Source organism: Pedobacter sp. FW305-3-2-15-E-R2A2 (genome assembly GCF_038446955.1).
Taxonomy (GTDB): Bacteria; Bacteroidota; Bacteroidia; order Sphingobacteriales; family Sphingobacteriaceae; genus Pedobacter.
Map to the genome: position 1 here is coordinate 5731610 of NZ_CP151803.1, position 24132 is coordinate 5755741.

The following is a 24132-nucleotide window of genomic DNA, read 5'->3' on the forward strand; positions in this document are numbered from 1 at the left end:
CTGCATAGGCGTTTCTTTTACCCGGAGGTTCCGGTCCGATAGACCAACGCAGCGATCACCAGCATCACGGTCAAAACCGAAGCGACCGTACGAATGCGGTGGAATCTCTTCCAGGGAATTTCAAATCTTTCTCTTTGTATGGCCATTTCTTTGGCAGCAGCCGATGATAAGTTGAACCGGTCAAGGGCCTGATTTAAGGGCACATTCCCAAACATCGTTAGCCCGAATACACCGATCGTATAAACGAATGTTGCCGCCAGTAATAACCAAAAGCTATCTGTTATTCCTACCCTGAACTGTAGCCAGGTACTCACTGGCAAGAACAGTAGTGTACCCATAAAGCTGCTCAGGAATAATAGATTTTGTATTTCCTTATTGATAGACTGCATCGCAGCCAAATACCTTTCATCAGACAGTTTGGCTAAGCCGGGATTTACTGCGCAGGAAAAAGCATAGAAAAGCCCAGCTATGAGGGCCGTTAATGTTGCGGTCAGGAGGAATATTAAATCAGCCATTTCATTTTATCTTTAGCTGAAGTTAATCATCTTCCGGAAGATAAAATAGAACAAAACCGACAAGGGCGGATGACCGGCTGCTATTTAGCCTTCACTTTTTCGTACTTGAAAGCGAACATTCTGCCGCTCGCCCTGTAAATACTATCCTTTTGTTTATTCTTCTGGTGTTCTGTTAAAGCAACAAAATCAGTGCTTACGTAGACGGAACCAGGACCAATCACCATACAAAAACGACTAGTCCTATGATCAAAAAAGTCCATTTCATTTATTTCCTGTTTTTAATTTAAAATGGAACCCGGTATCAGGTTCATGTTTTGTGTGTTTCCCAAAAATATTCGGGAAGAACTAAAAAACAGAATTTACAGGATTGATTTAACATACTTTAACAGGAGCTCAGGACCGGATCGTGAAAACCATCAGCTCCTTTCTGCCAGGGCTTTCAACTTCACATTCATCTCCATAAAACCCCGCCTGGTATTGTTATCCAGTTGTTTCGCGAAAAGTGAAACCAGAATGCCTTTGAATTTTTCACTTTGAATGAACGTCGTAGTCCCATTTCCATGGTCAATAAGCTCGAATTTATGCTCTCCATCGAAAAGCCCGGAGAACAATAAATGTCCAATCCACCGGAATTCTTTATTGGCTTCGAATGCCAGAACCTTTGGTTTAAAAGTCATCCCTGTTGCTTCCGGTGGTTCAATTCTCACCACTAACTGAGTACCAACGGCCTGATCTCCGCTGATTGACTTGATAAAAGGGTTCCAATTCGGATATTGATCAAATGCAGTTAATATGGCCCATACACTTTCCGGCCTTGCATTGATTAAGATTTCTGTTTTAATTTCCTTTGTCATCTTTACGATTTGATTATTAAACTGACGGCAGACAGGAGCTGAATTTCCTGAGCTGCGAACAAGACAAAGGTCTGAAGGAAGCAGTAAGTTCTACTTGACAAAAATCAAGAACATTTATTTTTTTCTGATTCGACTCAGTGTTTCGGGCGTCATTCCCAGCATAGAAGCAATATATTGTAATGGAACCTCATTGAAAAGACTTTTACGATGCTCAAAGAACAGATCATACCGTTCTTCGGCAGTCATAGAAAGGTGGGTAAAAATCCGGTCCTCCAAAATGGTAAAACACCTGGCAATGAACAATTTTTCCAATTCATGCCATTTGGGCATTAGAACCCCTATCCTTTTATAATCTTCTCTTTTAATGGTAAACAACGTAGTATCTGTCAATGCCTGAATTGTCCATCGGGCAGGCTTTTCAAAGATGAATCCGGAGAGGTCAGTGACAAAATATCCTTTCGTAGAAATCCATTGGGTGACTTCTTTATTTTCTGTTGCCAGAAAGATCCTTAAAATACCGGTTTCTATAAAACTTAACCTGTCGGAAGCTTTCCCGGTCATTAGAAAATATTCTCCTTTTTTTAATATTTCCGGCTTAAATAAAGAACTGATCACGGCTAATTCCTCTGCTTCCAAAATGCCGAAATAAGAGGTTACATACTGTTCAAGCTCTGTCATAATTATCTTCTGCCAATGGGTTAAATCCGGAAGTACTAAAATACAAATAATATACCCACGAAAAAGGACAAGCAATTATCCTTATAGAAACACAGCTTTTAATTTTTGTATTATTGCGGCAATAAACAAGAAATCAATTGGACTCCATTATGAAAAACTGGCTACAAAGAAACTACCTTCACCTGCTCATCCTTTTCCTTTTTCTCGCCATCAGTTTGATCTACCTCAGCCCTGTACTACAAGACAAGGTCCTTTATCAGGGAGATGTGATAGAAGCACAAGCGATGTCAAAAGAGATTATGGAGGTAAAAGCCGAGACGGGTAAAGGACCATTGTGGACAAACTCCATGTTTGGCGGAATGCCAGCTTTCCAGATCTGGGTGCAATACCCCTCTAATGTCAGCAGTTATGTCGTTAACTTTTTCAAAACCGTTTTTCCAAATCCGGTAGACACTGTTTTTTTATATTTAGCAGGTGCTTATCTCCTGTTTTGTGTTTTAGGTCTGAGGCCCTGGCTGGCCGCAGGGGCGGCGATTGCCTTTGCCTTCTCCTCTTTTAACTTTATTTTGATTCAGGCAGGCCACGCCAACCAGGCATTCGCCATTGCATTTTTCGCGCCTATCCTTGCCGGAATCATCCTTACATTAAGAGGGAAACACCTGCTTGGTGCATCCCTGACGGCCCTTTTCCTGGCCATAGAAATCAGGGCGAACCACATCCAGATGACTTACTATCTGTTCATTGCCATATTGATCCTGGTTGGCTTCGAACTTTATCATGCCATTCAGTCAAAAACTACACAAAGCTTTTTCAAATCCATTTCTTATCTGGCAGCCGCAGCAATTATTGCCATTGGGGTAAATGCCGGAACCTTATGGACCACCTACGAATACGGAAAAGAATCTATTCGTGGAAAAGCCAACCTCAGCAAAGCCGATCAGCCCATACAAGATGGCCTTGATAAAGAATATGCCTATTACTGGAGTCAGGGTGTAGGTGAAATGATCACTTTTCTGATTCCTGATGCTTACGGGGGTTCGACCTCCACGCAGATTCCAGTTAAAGGATCTGAAGTGGTCAACACCCTGATAAAAAACGGACAACCACAAGATCGCGCAGAAGATTTTGTCAAGCAATTACCCAGCTATTGGGGAGAGAAATCTACCACTTCCGGACCATGGTACATTGGGGCTATCGTTTGCTTTCTAGGTGTTTTTGGTCTGTTTATGCTGAACGATAAAATGAAATGGTGGGTTTTATCCGCTTCATTCCTGTTTATGTTTTTATCTTTTGGAAAGCACTTTCCACTGATTTCCGATCTTTTCTTCGACTACGTTCCACTCTACAATAAGTTCCGATCGGTGGAGTTTACCCTGATCATTCCCTGCCTGCTGATCCCTATTCTGGGTTTCCTGGCCTTAAAGAAAGCCACTGAGGGGGAAGAAGAACTGCAAAAGACACAAAAAAACCTATTGAAATCTATCTATATCGTGGCCGGCTTTTTAATATTGTTTCTGCTCATCCCTACCTTGTTTTTCAGCTTTACTTCTTCTGCTCACCCACAGCTCTTACAAAAGCTCAATGAGGTTACGGGAAGTCCGGCCTTTGCAGATGAAATAGGTAATGCACTGATCAAAGACCGCATTTCAGTAGCCAGAGCCGATGCTTTCAGGTCCCTTGCTTTCATATTGATCGCGGCAGGATTAATCTGGTTAATTTTAAAAAAGAAAATCAGTCAGCAGATCGGATTTATGGTCCTTACCCTCGTCATCCTGATCGATGTCTGGGGAATTGACAAAAGATACCTGAACGACCGTAGTTTCATCGATGCAGACCTGATGGCTTCCCACTTTGAACCGAGATCGGTAGACAAACTGATCAAAACAGATAAGAGTTTAGATTACCGGGTATTTGACCTTTCCCGTGGCAATCCGCTTGGCGATGCGACCCCTTCCATTTTTCATAAATCCATTGCCGGCCGTCATTCTGCCAGGCTTCAGCGGTACCAGGAAATGCTGGACCGGCAATTTAATAAAACCATAAATGAGCCGATCCTCGATATGCTCAACACCAAATACCTGATTGTTCCAGACACGGCAAGAGGCATCTCAGAAAAGGCAATCCAAAGGCCCACTGCCAGTGGAAATGCCTGGTTTGTTCCTCAGGTAAATTTCGTCAAAAATGCAGAGGAGGAAATGAATGCGATCAGCAGCTTCGACCCTAAAAAAGATGCTTTTATTCATCAGGAGTTTCAACCGCAGGTCGACCAGCAAAAACCTGGTTTTGATCCACAATCCGAAATTAAGCTGATCAGTTACCATCCGGACAATTTGGTGTACCGTTATCACTCCAACAAAGCGGCGATGGCGGTCTTTGCTGAAATATGGTATAGCAAAGGCTGGAAGGCTTATGTGGACCAGCAGGAAATCCCCTACTTTAGAGCGAATTATATTTTAAGAGCAGCGGTATTGCCTGCAGGAAAGCATGAACTGGTCTTTAAATTCGAACCAAAATCTTACTATTGGGGAGAGCGAATTTCCTTGCTTGCCTCCATCCTGTTGGTCGGCTCGTTAATTGCAGCACTCATACTTAGTATCATCAGGAAAAAACCAATAGCTTAGAAAATTGAGTAAGGATGTGCGTTTATGTACACCCTTACTGTCCATTTCCGAACAGGTAAATTGCAGCAAACTGCCTTAAGTACTCATAAATCAAGTGCTTAGACCAAAAAACAAAGGTGGCATACAATTCGCAAAACCCAGAAAAAAAAGACACCACATGTTCAGGATAAACTTAAAAATTGCATTAAGAAACCTTTGGAGAAGTAAAGGATTTACCTTAATTAATATAGGCGGCCTAGCCGTTGGATTGGCCTGCGCCCTGATGTTATTGTTGTATGTGGCTTATGAATGGAGTTACGACAAACAGTTTGCGGATGTCGACAGAACTTATTTCACCAGGCTTAACCTAAAAATCAACGGAAAACTCAATACCACCAGAGCCACACCCAATAAACTTGCTGCTACTGCTTTACAGACCATCCCTGGCATTGAAAATGCCGCCAGGATTGCAATGGGAACACCAGACAAGCTCTTTAGCCATAAGGAAAACAATTTCAAACTGAAAGGGCTTACCGTTGATCCTTCCTTTTTGAAAATATTTGATTACCAGTTCATTTATGGAGATGCCAATTCAGCTTTGAAAGATCCCAATTCCATACTCCTGACCTCCTCAACTGCAAAAAGACTTTTTGGAAATGAGAACCCTATCGGACAAAGCGTGATGTGGGATAACCGTAAACCATTAAAAGTTGCAGCAGTCATAAAAGACCTTCCAAAAAATCAAAGTATTCAGTTTGACATTCTGCAAACCTGGGCCCTTTTCGAACAGGAAAACCCTTCGGAAAAAGAAAATGGCTGGGGAACCATCACCTGCATAACCATTATCAAACTAAAGGACAAACAGACTTTTGCCGCTGCAGATGCAGCAGTAAGAAAGCTGATTTACTCAAAAGAGAAAGATACTGACCTTGAAGCCTTTCTCTTTCCTTATTCCAAACATCATCTTTACGATGAATTTGAGAATGGAAAAGTAACCGGCGGAAGAATAGATCAGGTTAAGCTCTTCGCTTTTCTTGCCTTTTGCGTCTTGCTGATTGCCAGCATCAATTACATGAACCTCTCTACTGCCCGTTCTGAAAAACGCGCCAGGGAAGTAGGTATCCGCAAAGCGATGGGCTCTTCAAGGTTCAACCTGATGGGACAATTTATCTTGGAATCCCTGCTGTTGTCCTTTGTAGCGATGTTGCTCGCTTTTGTACTTTTAGAAATTTCTCTTCCTTATTTCAACAACCTGCTCGACATACAGATTCAGATCAATTACTATTCTTATTTGTTCTGGGCCACACTGGTCGCCATGGTTTCGATCACCGGGCTGCTGGCTGGCAGCTATCCTGCTTTCTATTTATCCTCTTTCAGTCCGACAAAAGTTTTGAAGGGTTTTAAAGGTAAGGGTGGATCATCTATGTCTATACGAAAAGTCCTTGTGATCGTACAATTTAGCCTTTCGGTCTGCATGATCATCTGTGCAATCGTAATTTATACCCAGATTCAGTTCATGAAAAACAAACCTCTGGGGTTTGAACGCGATAGCCTCGCACAACTGGATATCGAAGGAGAATGGTCCAAACCGGGGAAACTGGAACTTTTTAAAGCTGAATTAAAGAAAGCTGGCGCGATTGTATCTGCAACCGAATTCGCCTCTGCTTTTACGGAGGGGGGAAGCATCACCGGAGGAATCAGCTGGCCTGGAAAAGCGGTGAACGACAATTCGGTCATCGATTACAGAAGTACAGGTTACGAATTTACCAATACCATAGGCAGCGCGCTCGTTGCGGGCAGGGATTTCAGCCCTGAATTTGTGGCAGACACCTCGACCTCTGTGATGGTCAATGAACAGGCCGTAAAGACAATGGGACTTAAAAATCCGGTTGGCACAAAGATTACCTGGGGAGACAACCCACCCCTAACCATCATTGGCGTGGTAAAAGATTATTCCAACGAAGCAATTGGACGGAAATCAAAGCCAACCTTATTTTATTTTAACCCTGCAAAAAGCCGGATATTGTTGTTGAGACTGAATCCTTCGCAGCCCCTGAATAAATCTGCACAGCTCATCAGGGCCATCAGCAACCGCATGAACCCGGCATACCCGGCAGAACTAAAATTCATTAGTCAGGGGATGGAAGAACAACTCAGAAACGAGAAACTACTCAGCGCCTTATCTAATATTTTCGGTGGCTTTGCCATCCTGATCTCCTGCCTTGGGTTGTTAGGTCTCGCTTTATATATGGCCGAACAGCGAAACAAGGAAATCAGCATCAGAAAAGTACTTGGTGCAGATTTGAAAAACATACTGATCCTGCTGAATAAGGACTTTATTAAGCTCGTGATCTTCTCTAATATGATCGCTTTTCCCCTGGCCTATATCTTTGCAAAAAACTGGCTCAGTAAATACGATTACAAAATAGACATCGCCATTTGGCCCTTCCTCATTGCAGGACTGATCTCTCTTTTTATTTCGGTATTAACCGTGAGTTTACAAACCTTTAAAGTTGCAAAAGCCAATGCGATAGATGCTTTAAAATATGAATAGTCACCATACAGTGACAATATACTGGCGATAAAAATCATTTGTTTTTCACAAAATGGGATAATGCTTTAGTCTTCATCAGAATCACCTCTTGAATTGCTATCTTGAGAAAAAAATAAAGCATGAAATTCTTCATTAATGAAACTGATCAGATTGTAAACGAAGCGATAGAAGGATTATTAACCAATCCTAAATTAGCCAGACTTGACTCCTTCCCTGAAGTAAGGGTAGTCATCCGCAAAGACTGGGATAAATCAAAAGTGGCCATCATCTCTGGTGGTGGCTCAGGGCACGAACCTGCACATGCAGGCTTTGTAGGAAAAGGAATGTTGACCGCAGCCGTATGCGGAGATATCTTTGCTTCCCCAACAGTAGATGCGGTATTGTCGGCGATCCTTGCAGCGACCGGACCGAAAGGCTGTTTGTTAATTATAAAAAACTATACCGGCGACCGCCTGAATTTCGGTCTGGCAGCAGAACAGGCCCGCGCTCTGGGATATGAAGTTAAAACCGTTACTGTAGATGACGATATTGCCTTAGGTAAAGAAGTAAAAAAAAGAGGCCTGGCAGGAACACTGTTCGTGCATAAGATTGCCGGACAGCTTGCTGAAGAAGGAAAATCACTGGAAGAAATCGCCGCCATTGCACAACAGGTGATTGACCAGACCGCCTCAATCGGCCTTTCATTAACAGAATGCCAACACTTAGGACAGGAAACCACCTCCCGCTTAAATGATGAGCAGGTAGAACTTGGATTGGGAATCCATGGCGAACCAGGGATTGAAGTGATCCCTTATGCCAAAGCAGATCAACTGATGGCCCTGGCTATAGAAAAACTCGAAGCAAATCTTTCCAATGAAAATGGCCGTTATGCCATGATCTTTAACAATATGGGAAGTGTAAGCCCTATTGAAATGAGCTTACTGGTCAACTCCTTCCGCAAAACAAAATTAGCCGCAAAAATAGATTACATGATTGGCCCCGCAGCCCTGATGTCTTCGATCAATATGAGTGGTTTCTCTGTATCTGTCTTATTACTGAGTCCGGAAATAGAAAAAGCCTTACTTGCTGAGGCGGAGCCTATCGCATGGCAAGTACAAGCCTTTAAAAAACCTGCCGAAATCATCAGCCCAAAACTTCCGGAAACCATTCCTTACGAAGCATCCTCCAATGATCAGGTCTATCAATTGATCAACGATGTGGCGCAACTACTCGTATCCATCGAAAAGGAAATCAACGGACTGGATGCTAAAGTTGGAGATGGCGATGCAGGATCGACCTTTGCCCTGACTGGAAGAAGACTACTAACAGTCATAGACCGCCTTCCTTTGAAGGATACCGGGAAATTACTGCTCAGCATTGGCCGGATTCTGGCACGAGAAGCCGGTGGCTCCAGCGGAGTCTTATTGTCTATCTTATTTACAGCTGCAGGAACTGCTTACACCAAATCTCCTGAACTGGGAAAATCACTATTGGAAGGATTACAAAAAGTAAAAGACTATGGTGGGGCACAAACCGGCGACCGGACCATGATAGACGCCTTACAACCTGCTTTTGAATCGCTTGCAAACGGAGAAACGATCAACCTTGTTGCCCAACATGCACGTAAAGGAGCAGAACACACCAAGACCATCATCAATACCAAATTCGGCCGTTCCTCTTATCTTTCTGAAGAAGTATTGAGAAATGTCCCGGATCCCGGAGCCGAAGTTATCGCCAGGATTTTTGAAAAGATGGCCTCAGGAAAGTAGTGCCTTACCCTGAACCTCTACCTCATCATGATGAAGCCTTATTGGTTAAAAGGAAAAAAGGTCTTTAAGCCCGCTATTGTTGGTTTTTATCGAAATGTAACAACCAGTTGTTTCCATATTTATCCTTCAGGTCGCCAAACAAAGCTCCCCAGAAACTATTTTCCAAAGGATGGGTTGCTGTCCCCCCTGCTGCCAGACGTTCGTAACAGCTGCGAACTTCGGCTTCCGTACTGCAATTGAGCATCAGGGAAACGGCATTCCCCTTCAGCAGTCCTTCGCTACCGACCATATCCGAAGCCATAATCCTGATCAGTCCATTGGTCAGTGTCGCATGTAAAATATACCCTTTCATCTTTTCCGGCATTTTTTCCGATAACGGTGATGCGCCAATGGTTTGAAAGCTCAGTTCTCCCCCGAGACAGGACTGGTAGAAAGTCATCGCCTCCCTGCAGTTGCCGGCAAAAGTGAGGTAGGAGTTGATAGATGTCATCATGATTAAAATAAATTACCGGTTCAAACATAACAGGAAGCTTAAAAAAAAGTCTTGTGTAAAAGCGACAATTAAAGGGGTTGTTTACGACAATAAAACACAATATATTTGGTATCAAATCGAATGCGAAGATGAAACATATTTCAATCCTGGTTCCTGAAACAGCGGTTATCGAATCTATTGCTGATCCCGGCTATCTCTTCAGAATGGTGAATGAGTTTCTGGAATCTTCGGGAAAACCTGCCTTATTTCAGGTACAGCTGGTGGGCTTATCAAAAGAAACCAGATTGAACAACAGCCTATTTTCTGTCCATGCGGATAAATTAATTGCGGAAGTAAAAAAAACGGACCTGATCTTTATCCCTGCCTTGAGTGGACATATGAAAACGGCTCTGGAACTAAACAAAGACTTCCTGCCATGGATCACTGACCATTATCATAAAGGAGCTGAAGTCGCTTCCCTGTGTATTGGTGCTTTCCTGCTCGCTTCCACAGGTTTGCTGAAAGGGAAGCAGTGCTCTACCCATTGGCTTCATGCAACGGAGTTCCGGGAAATGTTTCCTGATGTCACCCTCGTTGATGGCAGCATCATTACCGAAGAACAACGAATCTACTCCAGTGGCGGCGCCAATTCCTATTGGAATTTACTGCTCTATCTGGTAGAGAAATATACCGACCGCGATACTGCAATTCTGGCTTCCAAGTTTTTCGCCATTGATATTGACAGGGAAAGTCAGGCTGCATTTATGATGTTCCAGGGTCAGAAAGACCATGAAGACATCGAGATTAAAAAGGTTCAGGAATTTATAGAAAGTAATTATCAGGATAAAATTACGGTAGACCAGCTGGCCGGTATGTCTGCTCTGGGCAGAAGAAGCTTTGAACGTAGATTCAGCAAAGCCACCAACAATACCGTAGTGGAATACATCCAGAGGGTGAAAATTGAAGCGGCAAAAAGAAGCTTTGAAAGCAGCAGAAAGAACATTACCGAAGTGATGTTCGATGTCGGATATACAGACACAAAAGCCTTCCGGGATGTATTTAAAAAGATTACCGGATTAACCCCGATAGAGTACAGGAACAAGTATAACAAACAAGCGGTAACGGCTTAACAACAGCTCCTATGCAGATCTTCCCCTCCCCTCATCTTTCCAATATGATCAAACATTTTCTCATTATCGAAAGTGATCATCGGGAGCTGATGGAGCATCATTTTTTTCCAGATGGCAATTCGGGAATGGTTTTTCATTATGGAGATCCCTTTGTTCAGCATCCCGGGAGCTTTATCTACGGGCAGGTGAGCAAATTCAGGCGCATGCAATCGGGGGGTAAAATCGGAATGCTGGTGGTCGTCTTTCAGCCTCATGGAAGCCACCTGCTGCTGGGAATTCCCGCCAATGAGCTTAGCGACGAAATCTGCACTTTATCCGATTTCTGGGGCGCTGAAGCCTCCGTTTTAGAAGATCAGGTTCTGAATGCAGCCGATAATTCGAAGCGGATTGAAATCCTGGAAAACTTTCTGACCAAAAAATTAAGCACCTGCCTGGACGCAGATCCTGTGATCCGCCAAAGTCTGGAACTGATTTATACCCATCACGGCTTAACCCCAATCCATGAACTGAATAACAGACTCCAGGTCAGTGAAAGGCAGCTGGAAAGAAAATTCAAAGAGAACATCGGAATTTCTCCTAAAAATTTCTCCAATATCATCCGGTTACAGTTCTTTTTAAAGCTGTTCCGAACGAAATCCCCGGAAAAAAGCCTGACAGAAATCGGCTATGAAAGTGGCTATTATGACCAGGCGCACCTCATCCGGGAGTTCCGGAAAAGTGTAGGCCTGAGCCCTGGTCAGTATATTTTTAAAACAAACCGCCTGGCGGTCAATCTCGTCCAGCTCCCTCCGCTTTTATAAGCTTTTGCAAAGCTCTGCCCCTTTGTCGGCTTTGTACAATTTTCCTTGCTTATTTTCCAATACGTTTGTCTTCATATCTTTTGCTGCTCTCACAACAGGTAGCATAAAACAAAAATAAAAATGATGAAAACACTGAAAATTGCAACCGCACAATTTGAAAACCGCAGCGGCGATAAAGCATATAACCTGGAACGCATCAATGAACTCTCTGCCCGTGCAGCAGCCTCCGGAGCGGATGTCATCTCTTTTCATGAGTGCAGCATTACCGGATATACCTTCGCCAGAAACCTCAGCAAAGCACAAATGCTGGAACAGGCAGAATATATCCCCAATGGCCCCTCTATTCAGAAATTAAAAGAAATTGCTGCTGAACATCAAATTGTAGTGTTGGCAGGATTATTTGAAAAGGACAGCAATGATGATCTTTTTAAGGCTTATGTAGCGGTGGACCAGAATGGACTCATCGCCAAATACAGAAAACTGCATCCCTTTATTAACCCGCACCTGAAGCCTGGAAATGAATATGTCATCTTTGATCTTTTCGGATGGAAATGTAGTATACTGATCTGTTATGACAACAACATTATTGAAAATGTCAGGGCAACGACCTTAATGGGTGCGCAGGTCATTTTCATGCCTCATGTCACCATGTGTACACCTTCTACCCGTCCGGGTGCAGGTTTTGTCGCACCTGAATTATGGGAAAACAGGGCAAACGATCCCACTTCAGTCCGTGCAGAATTTGATGGCCTGAAAGGCAGGGCATGGCTAATGAAATGGCTTCCTGCAAGGGCTTACGACAATGCAATTTACGCCATCTTCTCCAACCCGATAGGAATGGACGATGATCAGCTTAAGAACGGCTGTGCCATGATTATTGATCCTTACGGTGATGTAATTGCAGAATGCCGTGAGCTGGGCAACGACATTGCAATCGCCTCAATTACGCCGGATAAACTGGAGAAAGCCGGTGGATCCCGTTATAAAAATGCCCGCAGGCCCGACTTATACCGGGACATCATCGGGCAGGAACATGAGTCGAACCAGCAAGTGACCTGGATGACCAAAGCCTGATCCCGCTTTGATCCGTAAACAAAAAGGGGCAGAATAAATCCTGCCCCTTTTTACGTATATTTTATCACAAAATTGCTTATTTGGTCAGTCCGAACATCAATACCAGGTGATTGTTCTGATAAAGGTTTAAAGTCTGATCAGCCACATCGAAGCTGAAATCTTTAGTCCCCAATATGCTCAGGAACTTATTTTCTAAAGCACTTAGTTTTTGATCTAAGCAGGCACGACGGGTACTTGCTGCCGGACCGAAAGCAATGGTCTTGCTTCCAGCTTCGTAAGTACCAACGTAATTGTTGCAACCAGAGTTCCCATTGAAACGTTTATCCTCAAGGTTGAAATTGATGGTTACCGGTGATTCCGTCTGCGTCTCTCCATTCATTTGAATCAATCTCCATTTATTGCTTCCAATAAATTTCCAGATGTCATTGGAACCGTTATTTGTCTCCCCTTTTCCGTTACTGAATTCTAAAGCTTTTACCCCGCCTTTATAGAAAATCATGGTATTGCCGTTACTAGCTACTCTGAAAGTTTTAGTGTTTAATGTTGCTGTAAATTCATGCTCCAGTTTGTTCACTTTTTCATCCGGACAAGCCATTAATGTCGAAGCTACATTTCCCATCGTAATCAGCTTACTTTTCTGGTCATAACTGAAACCACCAAAGATGCCGTTACATCCTCCTGAACCGGAAAACTTATTTCCTTTAGGATCTAAGCTCAGGTGAATTCTACCCCCTTCTACCGCTTTTCCATTCATATTCACCAAAGTCCATTTTTGATTTGCTACTGCCACAAGCGGATCTTTTCCAGCAGGATTAACAGCTATTTTCTGCTTTTTGATCACCTTTTTTAATTTGTAGGTATAAATAGAAGCATCGGCAGGTACATTCTTTCTTTTAGTACGAATTACAGAAAGCGTATAACGGTAACCTTCCTGATGTTTGAAACCTTGGATTTCGCTATAAAACAACTCCCAGTTTTTACTATTCTTATATTTTACCTGCAGACAATTCATTGGAGCAACTCCCGTGCAGGAAGCCCTATCTTCCTTTACCATCAGTCTGATAACTTCAGCAGCCATTGTGCTGGAAATACTTCCGAGAACGATTAATAAGGACAAAATTCCCCTTTTTGTAATGATACTTTTTAACATTGTGTGTGTATTTATATTGTGTTTTAACCTTTGTCCATTTCACCGGACGCTAATATCCTTGCAATTCTCACACCAAATTGAAAACAAAAACGGCAGCCACCACCGGTGACTGCCGTTTTCATCAGCGCCAAAGTTCAGTTAGTTTACCGCGATATTCAGGGTCGCTACGCGTTCAATACTTTCAAATGCCTGTCCTGCTACTTTTTCATGATGACCCGCTTCCAGGAGATAGGTACCTGGCCATTCCGGTGTAAAAGTAGTTTTTCCATCAGCACCAGTTTTCAGCTGTTTCGTCCATCCTTTCGGAGCGAATACCGACACTTCTACATCCGCTGCAGGCTGCGCTTTAAAATGGCTGCTTAAAGCGATTGCTTTTCCTGTCTTCAGACTGGCCAATGCATCCACAAACACTCCTAAATCCGCTTTACTTGCCAGGGCAGTATTACCTACGTTTGCTTTACCCACACTCACCAACGCAGCTGCATTAAATTGATATTGTTTTTTACCAGCCAGCTGTTTTACGGTATGGCTGATGCTTAAGGTATACACACCATCTGCTGCCGGCGTAAAGCTGGCTACAAAATGATCTTCTTTTGGCGTCACTTTCAGTTGTTCTTTTTCTCCCTGAGGGTTGATCAGCCAAAGGCTAAATTCTTTGGTATCCGACCACCAGTCGCCCAATTTCTCAGGTTGGCTTTCTCCAGGTTCACCATAGAAAATTTTCACTTCCTGAGCGGTTCCTTTTTTACCGTTCGCCGCCGTTTTAATAAACAAGGCATGTGCGAATAATTGATTTACGCTGAACATCAGGATCAGCGATAATGCGAGTGTTTTTAGTTTGTTCATTTTTTTATTTTGTAATTAGGTGATACTTTCTTCGAGTACAGCACTCTTTTTTGCGATAGGCTTAGCTGCTGCCACACCTGGCTTTTTCGGTTTCTTTTTTCGTTTACCCCACCAAATGATAAATCCGGTAATGGGTAAAGAAGCGCCAATCAAGGCCGCAAAAAAGGCAAGGATTTTACCCGGCAGCCCCAATATTGAGCCTACATGGATATCATAATTCATTTTTCGGATTTTCGCCGGAAAAGAGGCTTCTGAGAACTTTACATCATAAACCGGATGTGCAGGAAACTCCTTTAAGGTATGGCGGTCAAAAGAAAAACTCATGTTGTCATAATACCTTCCGGCCGTGGGATAGATATAAATGTTAATCGTCGACTTTGCATCCGTTGTATCCGGATAACCATAGTAAAACCCTTGTGCTTCCGGGGTTTTAGTGATCACCTTTTTCCAGGCCAGGTCCATTGCCGTACGGGAAGTATAGAACTTATTGGCCTGCAGGGAATCAGACTTCAGGTCCTTATAGTCGGGCAGGCTCTGCCCGGCCGAAGTCACCCAATACAGACCTTTACTATACCATTCAATCCCATACACCATTCCTGTCAGGCAAATGGCGAGAACCACCAGCAGGGAGTAAAATCCGAGCACATTATGAAAATCATAGTTTACCCGTTTAAAGGAAGCACCCCATTTAATCTGGAAGCTCCGTTCTCTCGTGCTTTTGGTCCATTTCTTTGGCCACCACAAGACCATTCCTGTAATTAAAGTAATAACAAAGATCAGGGTACTGTAATTCACGATAGGTCTTCCGATCTTATAGGGTAACCATAAAAACCGATGTCCATTCAGCACAAATCTAAAGAAGTCGGTCTCCCCTTTTTCCTTGATTTCTTTTTTAATGAGTTCCCCTGTATAAGGATTAACCATTAGGGTAATGTTGCCCCGTCTTCCTTCTCCCAGTCCGACGGTAATCACTTTACCTTGTTGGTAAGTGGCATAACTGACCTTCTTATCCGGATAAATTTTCGCTGCTACATCAGCTAACTGTGAGGGCGTTAAAACAGGTTTATCTTGTCTGGAGATATTGGTTTCCGGATTTAAAACCGACTTGATTTCATCTATGAACACATAAAGGCAACCCGTTATGCAAACAATAACCATGATGATTCCTGTTACCAGTCCCAGCCAAAGGTGAAGCCAGGCAGAGATCCGGTAAAACAAAGAGCGTGGATGTTTTTTCTTTTTAAGAGGCGTGGTTTTGGGCGTCATGAGGCCAGGGCTTAAAAGGTGTATCGGTCGATTGTCTAACCTGAATTGTTACGATTTCCCGGGTATCACTTTTAAAAAGCCGGGCACAAGACATGCCCCTCAACAAATTTTTTCTAAATTGCATTACTTTTAATTGTTCAAGGTTAAGAGTTCTTCACCATCAGGTGATCCGCCGTACAGTTAGCGCTGTACGGCTTTTTTATTTAGCACCACTCGTGTGATGATTAGTTTATTGATTAGTGTTCGCAAATATAGGCTTATTTAGAATAGTTACAAATAAACATCAACTTTTATATTGCCTTTGTAAATAACTGATGAAATGTTTTGTCTTGAATGCCCCTTAAACAATTCCGGTTTACCCTTTACAGCTCGCCCTGTTCCGCTTACCTTTAAGAAAAAAAGAAATGGCGAACATAGAACATATCAATGTATTAAAGGCTCCTATAGCAAAGGTATATGAGGCGCTTACTACACAGGAAGGGCTGGCCGCAGTATGGACCAGCGAATTGAAAGTAAAACCAGAAGTCGGCTTTATCAATGAGTTCAGTTTTGGTGCTGAAACGGATCATTTTGAGATCAAAGCACTTGTTCCCAACCAACGGGTGTTGTGGTACTGTATAGATTCCGATCCCCAATGGATAGGAACAAGTGTGTCTTTTGATTTAGAAGAAAAGAGAGGAAAGACCCATGTGACCCTGAAACAGACCGACTGGGCGGAAGTAACCGAGTTTTACCGGCATTGCAATTACAACTGGGCCTTTTTCCTCTATAGTCTTCAGCGCTATTGTGAAGACGGAAAGGGCATCAATTATCAGCAGCGCTACTGATTAAATCCCCAGGATCTTTTTCAAACTTGCTTCAGTATAGCCGGCACTGGCAGTCATGCCTTTGCCACCGATACAGGTCCGGATGTGGATACAATCTTCGATGTCGTATTCCAGGACATGTTCGGTAGGGTGCTGCGGATAAAATCCGGCCCAGGTAGTTGCCATATCACGGAGGTTGAAGTTCACAATCTGTTCTCCTTCTTTGAGCATCAGTTCGTTGATGTGTTGTTTTACATTAAAACCAAGTTCATCGAAATGATTTACATCGGCATACTCATGAGAATCCCCGATGATAAAGCTGCCATCTTCCGCTTTTTTAAACAGGAGGTGAATTCCCCATTCTTTAAGTTCCCGATAATGTTCCGGAATGCTTAAATTCTTGAATGAAGGACAATATTCCTCAAAACTTTCATACCTTCTGATGGTCAAGCCGGTCAGGATATTCCCTTCAAGTTCCACTTTCGGCATGGGAACAGTACGCATCATCTGAAGCTTACTGATCACTTGTCCGCTCTTTTCAAATAAAGCAGGAAACAATAATTTAAATTCATAACCATTGCAAAGTATCGCTTTATCTGCGCTGTAAATATCCCCTCTGCTTAAACGAACTTCTGCTCCTTTTCCATTGGCAATGCAATCTACGACCGGCGAATTGCAGAGCAGCGTATAGTCTTCAAATTTCCCGCGCATAAACTCCTGCAGGCGATAAATCATCGCAGTCGGGTCTACACTGATCTCCTGATCAAAAAGTAAAGCTTCTTTGGCGTAACTGCTTCTTATGGCAGGGTATTTAGTCAGAATTTGTTCTTTTCCCAGCAATTGCTGTGTATAACCTAAGGTATCATAATGTGCTTTCAGCTCATGAAGCAGGTTTTGTTCCTCCAAATCAGAGGCAATGTATACACTTCCGTTTTTTCTTACAGAAATGTCAAATTCCTGCTGGATCTCCTGATAGATCTCCAGACCACGGACGCCATAATCAAACCAGACTCCGGTCATCCCTGAAGGGATCACCTGACCAAAATTCCTTACCGTAGCGCCTACCGGATAGTTGTCCTTTTCCAGTTGCAAAACCTTCTTTCCGTTTTTTAAGGCATGGTAAGCATGAAAGGTGCCTAATATTCCACCTCCAATAACAATCAGGTCATAATGTTTTGTACTCATTTTTAAAATTTTAATGATGATCTATTCTGCTCCCCTTTTTACCTCCAGGCTCAATCCGGAGAGGGTAATATTACTTTCTTTTTTCTTATTCTTTAAACTTTTCTGGCGGAAATACAGGAGGGAGAACATGCTGCAGGTTACCCCTACCACTGCTGCAATTACGGCACTTTCCCGGAAAAAATGACCCCAGCTGATTTCTGCATCCCCAAAATCTTTGAACAACAAAATACTCACACTCCCGAGGTATCCGATAGAATCTGCCACATACATTACAAAACCAATATTGCTTTTGTAATGGAAAGTAGCGATCATGCGCTCAAAGAAGATCGCATTGTAAGGAATGTAAGCCATATATAAGCCCATTCCCACCATCACCATCCAGACTACCGGACTGATGTAATGTGCATCAAAGAGTAAAGTTCCGATTCCCGTCAGGGCACATCCGGCGATGATCATTCCATGAATGATAATAAAGGCCTTCAGGTTGTTCTTTACCAGGATCAGCATGCTCACTAAGAACAAGACCACCAGCGCAATAAAACCGTCTATCTTGGTATAGATATGGTTATCCGTTACGCCAAGGTCATGCCAGATCTCCACTTCAAAATTATCCCTCAGGTCGCGGATAACGGTCAGCACCACATAGATGATCACCGTGAGGATGATCCCCGGCAGGAAGTTCAGGATAAACTTTTTACGCTGTGCAGCATCCATTGGTGCCCTTTTGGTTCTCAACAGCTGGTCTTCTTTCGTTGGTGGGGGCATAAGTTCCAGAAAGCCCACAAAGAGCAATAATGGAATCACAAACAGCAGGCCTGTACAGAAAGGCATCCAATACTCATTTACGGGTAGCACCTCCATCATCGTCCTTGCTACCGTTTTAATGAATCCCGAAGCAAAGATCAGGCTGACGGACAGGATGGCCCCCATGAACTCCGTATTGCGCCTTCCTTCCAGATAGCTAAACACCAGTCCCCAGATCATTCCCAGGGGGAACCCATTGATAAACAGGAAAGCAATGTTCCAGGGAGCTGGTGTAAGTGCAAAACCCAGTAAGGCGAACCAGGAGATTCCGATCAGCTTAAGGATACTTCGTCCTCTGTTTTTTCCGGAAGATTCCGCGATAAAGCGAATGCCATAAAACTTGCTGAAGGTATAGCCCAATACCTGGGCGATGACCAGCCATACTTTATAATCGATCCCCAGATAGTCATGTCCATCAAAGGTGCCTGCCGTAAATGCTTTACGAAAAGCATACATACTCGTATAACAACCAAAGGCTGCTAAGCCTGCCAATATAGAGATATGACCATACGGCCATCCGGCAACCTTGTTCCGGCACTGCTGTAAGAGGCTCATCCCGGTATTATTGACTAATGATTTCTAACACTTCAGCGATATCATCGATGATATGTGTGGGATGATATGGCAACAATTCTTCATGGGTAAATGCACCTGTGGTAATGCCAATGGTATATTTGCAACCCGAATTTAAGCCTTCGTTTACATCCACTTCCGTATCTCCGACCTTAGCCACTTCCATTGGATCGGTGATGTTTAACTCCGCCATGATCTTTTTGATCATATCCGGATAAGGCCTGCCATTGGTCACTTCGTCACTTGCGACCATATAATCAACGGTATCTTCCCATTTCAGACGGGAGATGATGATGTCTGCGATATCTCTCGAAAAACCAGTATCCAAACCTATTTTAATGCCCATTTTTTTCAATTGAACAAAAGTATTTTCTACGTTAGGAAGGGGAACCACATCTGCGGAGGTCTGGTAGAAATCAATCATGAAGGCCACAAAATCAGTATGAATATCCGCAATCAGTGCAGGGGTAATTTTGGTTTGATCTGCTTCTTCCTTTTGAAGGATCATTTCTATAGCAATGGGTTTCTCATACCCCATCATTGGATTTATAACTTCAATATTTACTTCATAACCATGCGCTTTCATCGCTTGCCTGAAAGCCAGACCTACGTAATTTTTATCTTTTACGGTGGTACCGGCCATGTCGAACACTACTAATTTTATAGACATCTTAGAACATTTATTTGTTCTGCAATACTAAACTTTGTTTATTAAAACTAAACAAAGTTTAAGTTAAGGAATTGTTAGGTTTATTTAAATCGCCCGGATGGAATCAAAATCTTAGCTTTGCGTTGTTCACCTTATCAGAAATATACAAATGAAGTTTAATCCAATTGCTTTTGTTATTAACCTGGCTATTCCTTTAGCTGCAGGCGCACTGGGCAGCATACTCACCCTGACCTCCGTAAAAACATGGTATCCGACTTTGGCTAAGCCTTCTTTTAATCCGCCCGACTGGCTTTTCCCGCCGGTATGGACTTCTTTATTTATCCTGATGGGATTTTCCGCTTACCTGGTATGGCAAAAAAGGGAACAGGTAGCCCATTTTCCAAGAACCATCGCGGTGTATTTTATCCAGATCGTGTTAAATATTTTGTGGTCTTTCCTGTTTTTCTATGCCCATTCTATCGGCGCAGCTTTGTTTGAAATCTTCGCTTTACTGATCGCCATTGTGATCAATGCCAGGGTATTTTATAAAATAGACAAGACGGCAGGCCTGCTTTTTATCCCTTATTTTTTATGGGTATGTTTTGCAACCCTGCTGACTTACAACATTTTCAGTCTGAATGGATAATTTATTGAGCAAGGCCTGAAAACCTAAGCGCTTTTGCTACATTTGGGAGATTTTTTTTATCATAAATGACTTGTAGCCTAATGAAACGTATATCCTTATTGTTTTTTCTATTTCTGGCCTATGCTTCTGCTTTTGCACAAAATGCAGACATCAATAATTTTATTGTTAAAGAAAGCTTGCTTAAAAACAGCAAGCTGGCCATTATCGCAGCGGATTCCCTGGATCATCCGATAGAAAAAATTAATGGGGTTTATACCTTTACGGTGAGTGGATTTACGCAGTCCATTACCTTTAATGATGGCGTTGCAGTATTGCCTTTACAACTGGAAAGGTCTGCTTTTGTATACCTGAAACATCAGAATGATAAAGGCACACACAGCAAGCTTTTGTATGTTTATAAAAAGGATGGAACCCTAAATCCCTATACCATCAATAGCATGTGGCTGATCCTGTTTCCTGTTATTCTGGTATTCCTGGCCTTTGCCTTCAGAAAGTTCATCATCATTGCCGTGATCCTGTTGCTGGTTTTCTTTTACTTTAACCATAGCAACGGACTCAATGTCTCGACCTTCTTTGAGACGGTCTTTGACGGCCTGAAAAAGATGTTCTAGAAAGGCATTCCTATCCCGAAATTATATTGTATAAAGCGGTACTTGTCCGGATCATTCTTGAGCTCATACGCCTTCTTGAATGCACTGGCTCCGCTAAAGAACTTATTGATCACCCACTGGTCTGATCCGCTAAACTGTGGATCTTTAAGTTTAAGGCCGACATCAAAACGGAACACGAAGTATTGTACATCATAGCGGAAGCCCATACCCGTACCGATGGCAATCTGTTTGCCCAGGTTTTTAAGTTGGAAGCGGCTTTCCGGTTGAAATTTGGTGGTACTGTCCGAAATGTTCCACACATTACCAAAATCCAAAAACACCGCACCTTTTAGTTTTCCGCCAAAAAACTTATCCAATAATTTATACCGGTATTCCAGATTGGCTTCCAGGTGCATTTCTCCCAGCTGATCAATGCCATAAAATGCCTTGCGCAAATCCTTATCCGGGAGACTGTTTCCTCTGTTATAATTACCAGGTCCGAGTGTTCTTGCCTGCCAGGCCCTTACTCCTGAAGAGCCTCCCGCAAAGAAGTATTTTTCAAAAGGGATTTCTGTGGAGTTTCCATAGGCATAAGCTATTCCGGCATTTAACCTTGTCACCAACTGACGTTCTCCACCCAGACCTTTATACCATCGGATGTCCACCTCCGGACGAATGTACTGGTTAAAAGGAAGTCCCAGAATTTCGGCAGGTTTTCCATTCTTAGCATCACTCTTACTTCCGGTAAGTTTTGAAATCCCCTGCAAGAGATTTCCTGCCAGATCCACATTTCCACGGAAGTAGACAAAACTATTATTACTCAACAACTTATCTGCATTTAAGGAATAGGTATATTTGATACCCAGGGTGATGTCTTTTCTACTCAACAGTTTTAGGGAATAATAATTATTGATTAAAAGCTCTCCAATATTCTTAGGATTTCCTGTTGAATCCTGCGCATTAAAAAGCAGTCCTCCAAACCTATATTCAAAATTTAAAGGCGTAAGCGAGTGCAACTTAGACTTTGTTTCAATAAACTCATAAGTCAGGGAGGCCAAATATACCTTTCTGGCGAAAAGGTCTTTCTGTAAGGCATATACGTAACTGGTAGAAAAAATCGTATGAGGCATTCCCCCCTTCCCGGTCACAAGTTTAGAGAAGAATGGCGCCATCAGCCTGGGAACAGATAAACTCGCACTAACGGAAAAGTCGCGTTGATAAATATCACCGAAGAGACTGGCACCTTGCCCGATTCTGGACTGTAAACCTCCTTTTACCTGAAATTCAAATTTTTCAGCTCCTCTGAAAAGATTGTTATTGGTGTACGTATTACTCAGGGTGAAACCTACTGTTCCGCCATTAAATGGCACTTCCCCCTCTACCCTGTTGCTCATGATCTTCTGAGGAATCAACTGAATAAAAGGATTCACTTTATTGGAACTATCTTTCGCTTTCTGATACTCGATTTTTACATTCTTGAAGACATTCAATTCGTATAAACGGTCGAAGGTGGTGGTCTCATTCCGAATGTCATATTGTTCCCCCTGACGCAAAAAGTTATACCTGACTACGGGATTTCTTCTGAATTTTTTGGAAAGATCCGTATACCTCAATCCATTAAAAATCCGCTTGTTTAAGACCACCGTATCCGGATATCCATCTGAATTCGGGGCAATCAGCAGATTCGTTTCTCCAATTGTGTATTTCACATGATGCGGTTTATCCAGGGGATTATCGATCTGCAAGGTTACTTTTGCCTTGCTCGCATTGCTGTTAGAGTCGACCAGATATTTGATATAAGGCTTTGCGAAATCATAATATCCATTCTCTTTCATCAATTGATAAATCTGATCTCTTTCATAGCCGAGGGAATCATCATCATAACGCATTCCTTTTTTGATGTGTGTAAACAGGTCCTTCTTCGACAGATACAGGCTTTTAATCACAGAATCCGGAATCTCATAATTGATATCGCTAATGGAAAACTCAGGGCCTGTTTTCGTGGTAAAGAGCACTTCTGCTTTCTGATTCTTCACCTTAATATCTGATTTCACTTTAGCCATGAAATAACCTTTGGAAACCAGGTATTTTTCGATCTGGTTGCGGGAGATCTCTACCAGCGCACTATCCAGAATCGGAGGCGGACTTCCGATGGCTTTGATATTGCTTGTCTTATAACGGCCATTTTTGGTGTTGAATATATTATACAGAAAAACATTTACGCCGATCGTTGAAGTAGGCCGGATGTCTTTTTGAATATAGTTGTATGCTTCTTCTTCGAAAGTCTTATTTAAGCTGTCAATTTTTACTTTTTTAACGACGGATTGATAGTCTTCAATGTATTTTGTTGAGGAACATCCTGCAGCAAAAACAATAATAAGTAGTAATATTGCACGAAACTGAACATTCTTTTTATAAATATAGTATGCTTTCAAAATCTCAAATAAGTTTTATTAAATCGTTACATCAAAAAAAGTACCGTAAAGAAAATGGGATATTTATTATTGAAGGTATAAAATCTATTGCAGAATTTATTCAATCTTCATACCAGATTCATAGCATCTATTATCTGGCTCCATATCAGCCGTTGCTCCCTGCTTTACCGGCAAATATAAAGTTATTTGAAGTAAACAACGCTGAACTGGATAAGATTAGTACGTTACAGACTCCACAGGGGATTCTTGCCCTGGTCAATATTCCTAAAAATCCGGTACTGGATGTTCAACAACTCCAAAATACCTTTTCTCTGGTACTCGACGACATACAGGATCCGGGAAACCTGGGCACCATTATCCGTACGGCGGATTGGTTTGGCTTTAAACAGATCATTTGTTCCAACCATACCGTAGAAGTCTATAATCCAAAAACGGTACAGGCAACAATGGGTTCTTTAAGCAGGGTAAATATTTTTTATCAGGACCTTGCTCCGCTTTTGTCGGCCACAAAGATTCCGGTCTTCGGGGCAGTATTTAATGGCAAAAGTATGTACGATATGGATTGGGGAACAGAAGGATTGGTCATTTTGGGCAATGAAGGGCAGGGAATTTCCCCGGAAATCATCGAACTCATCACGAATCCGGTCACCATTCCAAGGATTGGAGGAGCAGAATCTTTAAACGTAGCTGTTTGTGCTGCAATACTATGCGCAGATATTAGCAGAAATTTTCAAAAATAAATTGCATACTAAGTTAT

21 protein-coding genes are annotated in these 24132 nt (G+C 42.5%); 10 read left to right on the forward strand and 11 right to left on the reverse strand.

Annotated elements, in window-relative coordinates; genetic code table 11:
• Positions 1 to 17: 17 nt before the first annotated feature.
• From AAFF35_RS23130 to AAFF35_RS23140, 3 genes are all read right to left on the reverse strand, one after another.
• Positions 18 to 515, reverse strand: a complete 498-nt coding sequence (locus AAFF35_RS23130) for an anthrone oxygenase family protein (protein ID WP_342328935.1) — start codon at positions 513 to 515, stop codon at positions 18 to 20.
• Between the two features lie 416 nt (positions 516 to 931).
• Complete coding sequence (locus tag AAFF35_RS23135; protein WP_342328936.1) at positions 932 to 1369, reverse strand: SRPBCC domain-containing protein; 438 nt, start codon at positions 1367 to 1369, stop codon at positions 932 to 934.
• A 114-nt stretch (positions 1370 to 1483) separates the two neighbouring features.
• Positions 1484 to 2047, reverse strand: coding sequence for a Crp/Fnr family transcriptional regulator (locus AAFF35_RS23140; protein ID WP_342328937.1), 564 nt, complete (start codon positions 2045 to 2047; stop codon positions 1484 to 1486).
• A gap of 149 nt (positions 2048 to 2196) precedes the next feature.
• Here AAFF35_RS23140 and AAFF35_RS23145 point away from each other — a divergent pair, with 149 nt between their 5' ends.
• From AAFF35_RS23145 to AAFF35_RS23155, 3 genes are all read left to right on the forward strand, one after another.
• Positions 2197 to 4668, forward strand: coding sequence for a YfhO family protein (locus tag AAFF35_RS23145; RefSeq protein ID WP_342328938.1), 2472 nt, complete (start codon positions 2197 to 2199; stop codon positions 4666 to 4668).
• Between the two features lie 157 nt (positions 4669 to 4825).
• Complete coding sequence (locus AAFF35_RS23150; protein WP_342328939.1) at positions 4826 to 7201, forward strand: ABC transporter permease; 2376 nt, start codon at positions 4826 to 4828, stop codon at positions 7199 to 7201.
• Between the two features lie 119 nt (positions 7202 to 7320).
• Positions 7321 to 8949: a dihydroxyacetone kinase subunit DhaK gene (locus AAFF35_RS23155; protein ID WP_342328940.1), complete on the forward strand. Its 1629-nt coding sequence runs from the start codon at positions 7321 to 7323 to the stop codon at positions 8947 to 8949.
• Between the two features lie 73 nt (positions 8950 to 9022).
• On the opposite strand, the gene AAFF35_RS23160 is transcribed toward AAFF35_RS23155, so the two are convergent.
• A complete protein-coding gene (locus AAFF35_RS23160; RefSeq protein WP_342328941.1) occupies positions 9023 to 9442 on the reverse strand; it encodes a VOC family protein in 420 nt (139 codons plus the stop codon).
• A 128-nt stretch (positions 9443 to 9570) separates the two neighbouring features.
• Between AAFF35_RS23160 and AAFF35_RS23165 the strand changes: the two genes are divergently transcribed.
• The 3 genes from AAFF35_RS23165 to AAFF35_RS23175 all read left to right on the forward strand — a co-directional run bounded on the left by AAFF35_RS23165 (position 9571) and on the right by AAFF35_RS23175 (position 12425).
• Complete coding sequence (locus AAFF35_RS23165) at positions 9571 to 10551, forward strand: helix-turn-helix domain-containing protein (RefSeq protein ID WP_342328943.1); 981 nt, start codon at positions 9571 to 9573, stop codon at positions 10549 to 10551.
• Between the two features lie 11 nt (positions 10552 to 10562).
• On the forward strand, positions 10563 to 11351 hold the full coding sequence (locus AAFF35_RS23170) for a helix-turn-helix transcriptional regulator (RefSeq protein WP_342328944.1): 789 nt from the start codon (positions 10563 to 10565) through the stop codon (positions 11349 to 11351).
• A 120-nt stretch (positions 11352 to 11471) separates the two neighbouring features.
• On the forward strand, positions 11472 to 12425 hold the full coding sequence (locus AAFF35_RS23175; RefSeq protein ID WP_342328945.1) for a nitrilase family protein: 954 nt from the start codon (positions 11472 to 11474) through the stop codon (positions 12423 to 12425).
• 76 nt (positions 12426 to 12501) lie between these two features.
• On the opposite strand, the gene AAFF35_RS23180 is transcribed toward AAFF35_RS23175, so the two are convergent.
• From AAFF35_RS23180 to AAFF35_RS23190, 3 genes are all read right to left on the reverse strand, one after another.
• A complete protein-coding gene (locus AAFF35_RS23180) occupies positions 12502 to 13575 on the reverse strand; it encodes an META domain-containing protein (protein ID WP_342328946.1) in 1074 nt (357 codons plus the stop codon).
• A gap of 138 nt (positions 13576 to 13713) precedes the next feature.
• Entirely contained in the window at positions 13714 to 14421 is a 708-nt protein-coding gene (locus AAFF35_RS23185; protein ID WP_342328948.1) for a DUF4198 domain-containing protein, read from the reverse strand.
• A gap of 15 nt (positions 14422 to 14436) precedes the next feature.
• A complete protein-coding gene (locus AAFF35_RS23190) occupies positions 14437 to 15687 on the reverse strand; it encodes a PepSY-associated TM helix domain-containing protein (protein ID WP_342328949.1) in 1251 nt (416 codons plus the stop codon).
• A 404-nt stretch (positions 15688 to 16091) separates the two neighbouring features.
• Here AAFF35_RS23190 and AAFF35_RS23195 point away from each other — a divergent pair, with 404 nt between their 5' ends.
• Positions 16092 to 16514, forward strand: a complete 423-nt coding sequence (locus AAFF35_RS23195; RefSeq protein WP_342328950.1) for an SRPBCC domain-containing protein — start codon at positions 16092 to 16094, stop codon at positions 16512 to 16514.
• Here the strand turns inward: AAFF35_RS23195 and AAFF35_RS23200 are convergent, their stop codons facing one another.
• The 3 genes from AAFF35_RS23200 to AAFF35_RS23210 are packed head-to-tail and all read right to left on the reverse strand — an operon-like array spanning position 16515 to position 19725.
• Positions 16515 to 17678, reverse strand: a complete 1164-nt coding sequence (locus AAFF35_RS23200) for a TIGR03364 family FAD-dependent oxidoreductase (RefSeq protein ID WP_342328951.1) — start codon at positions 17676 to 17678, stop codon at positions 16515 to 16517.
• A gap of 21 nt (positions 17679 to 17699) precedes the next feature.
• Positions 17700 to 19037 (reverse strand): DUF5690 family protein, encoded by a 1338-nt coding sequence (locus AAFF35_RS23205; RefSeq protein WP_342328952.1) that lies wholly within the window; start codon positions 19035 to 19037, stop codon positions 17700 to 17702.
• Positions 19038 to 19044: 7 nt separating this feature from the next.
• Positions 19045 to 19725, reverse strand: a complete 681-nt coding sequence (locus AAFF35_RS23210; protein ID WP_342328953.1) for an HAD hydrolase-like protein — start codon at positions 19723 to 19725, stop codon at positions 19045 to 19047.
• 148 nt (positions 19726 to 19873) lie between these two features.
• On the opposite strand from AAFF35_RS23210, the gene AAFF35_RS23215 reads away from it, so the two are divergent.
• Entirely contained in the window at positions 19874 to 20350 is a 477-nt protein-coding gene (locus AAFF35_RS23215) for a TspO/MBR family protein (RefSeq protein WP_342328954.1), read from the forward strand.
• Between the two features lie 80 nt (positions 20351 to 20430).
• A complete protein-coding gene (locus tag AAFF35_RS23220; RefSeq protein ID WP_124584534.1) occupies positions 20431 to 20961 on the forward strand; it encodes a hypothetical protein in 531 nt (176 codons plus the stop codon).
• Here the strand turns inward: AAFF35_RS23220 and AAFF35_RS23225 are convergent.
• Positions 20958 to 23375: a BamA/TamA family outer membrane protein gene (locus tag AAFF35_RS23225; RefSeq protein ID WP_342328955.1), complete on the reverse strand. Its 2418-nt coding sequence runs from the start codon at positions 23373 to 23375 to the stop codon at positions 20958 to 20960. The two genes, AAFF35_RS23220 and AAFF35_RS23225, sit on opposite strands and share 4 nt — an antisense overlap.
• On the opposite strand from AAFF35_RS23225, the gene AAFF35_RS23230 reads away from it, so the two are divergent.
• Positions 23366 to 24115, forward strand: a complete 750-nt coding sequence (locus tag AAFF35_RS23230) for an RNA methyltransferase (RefSeq protein ID WP_342328956.1) — start codon at positions 23366 to 23368, stop codon at positions 24113 to 24115. The genes AAFF35_RS23225 and AAFF35_RS23230 overlap by 10 nt on opposite strands.
• Positions 24116 to 24132: the final 17 nt, after the last annotated feature.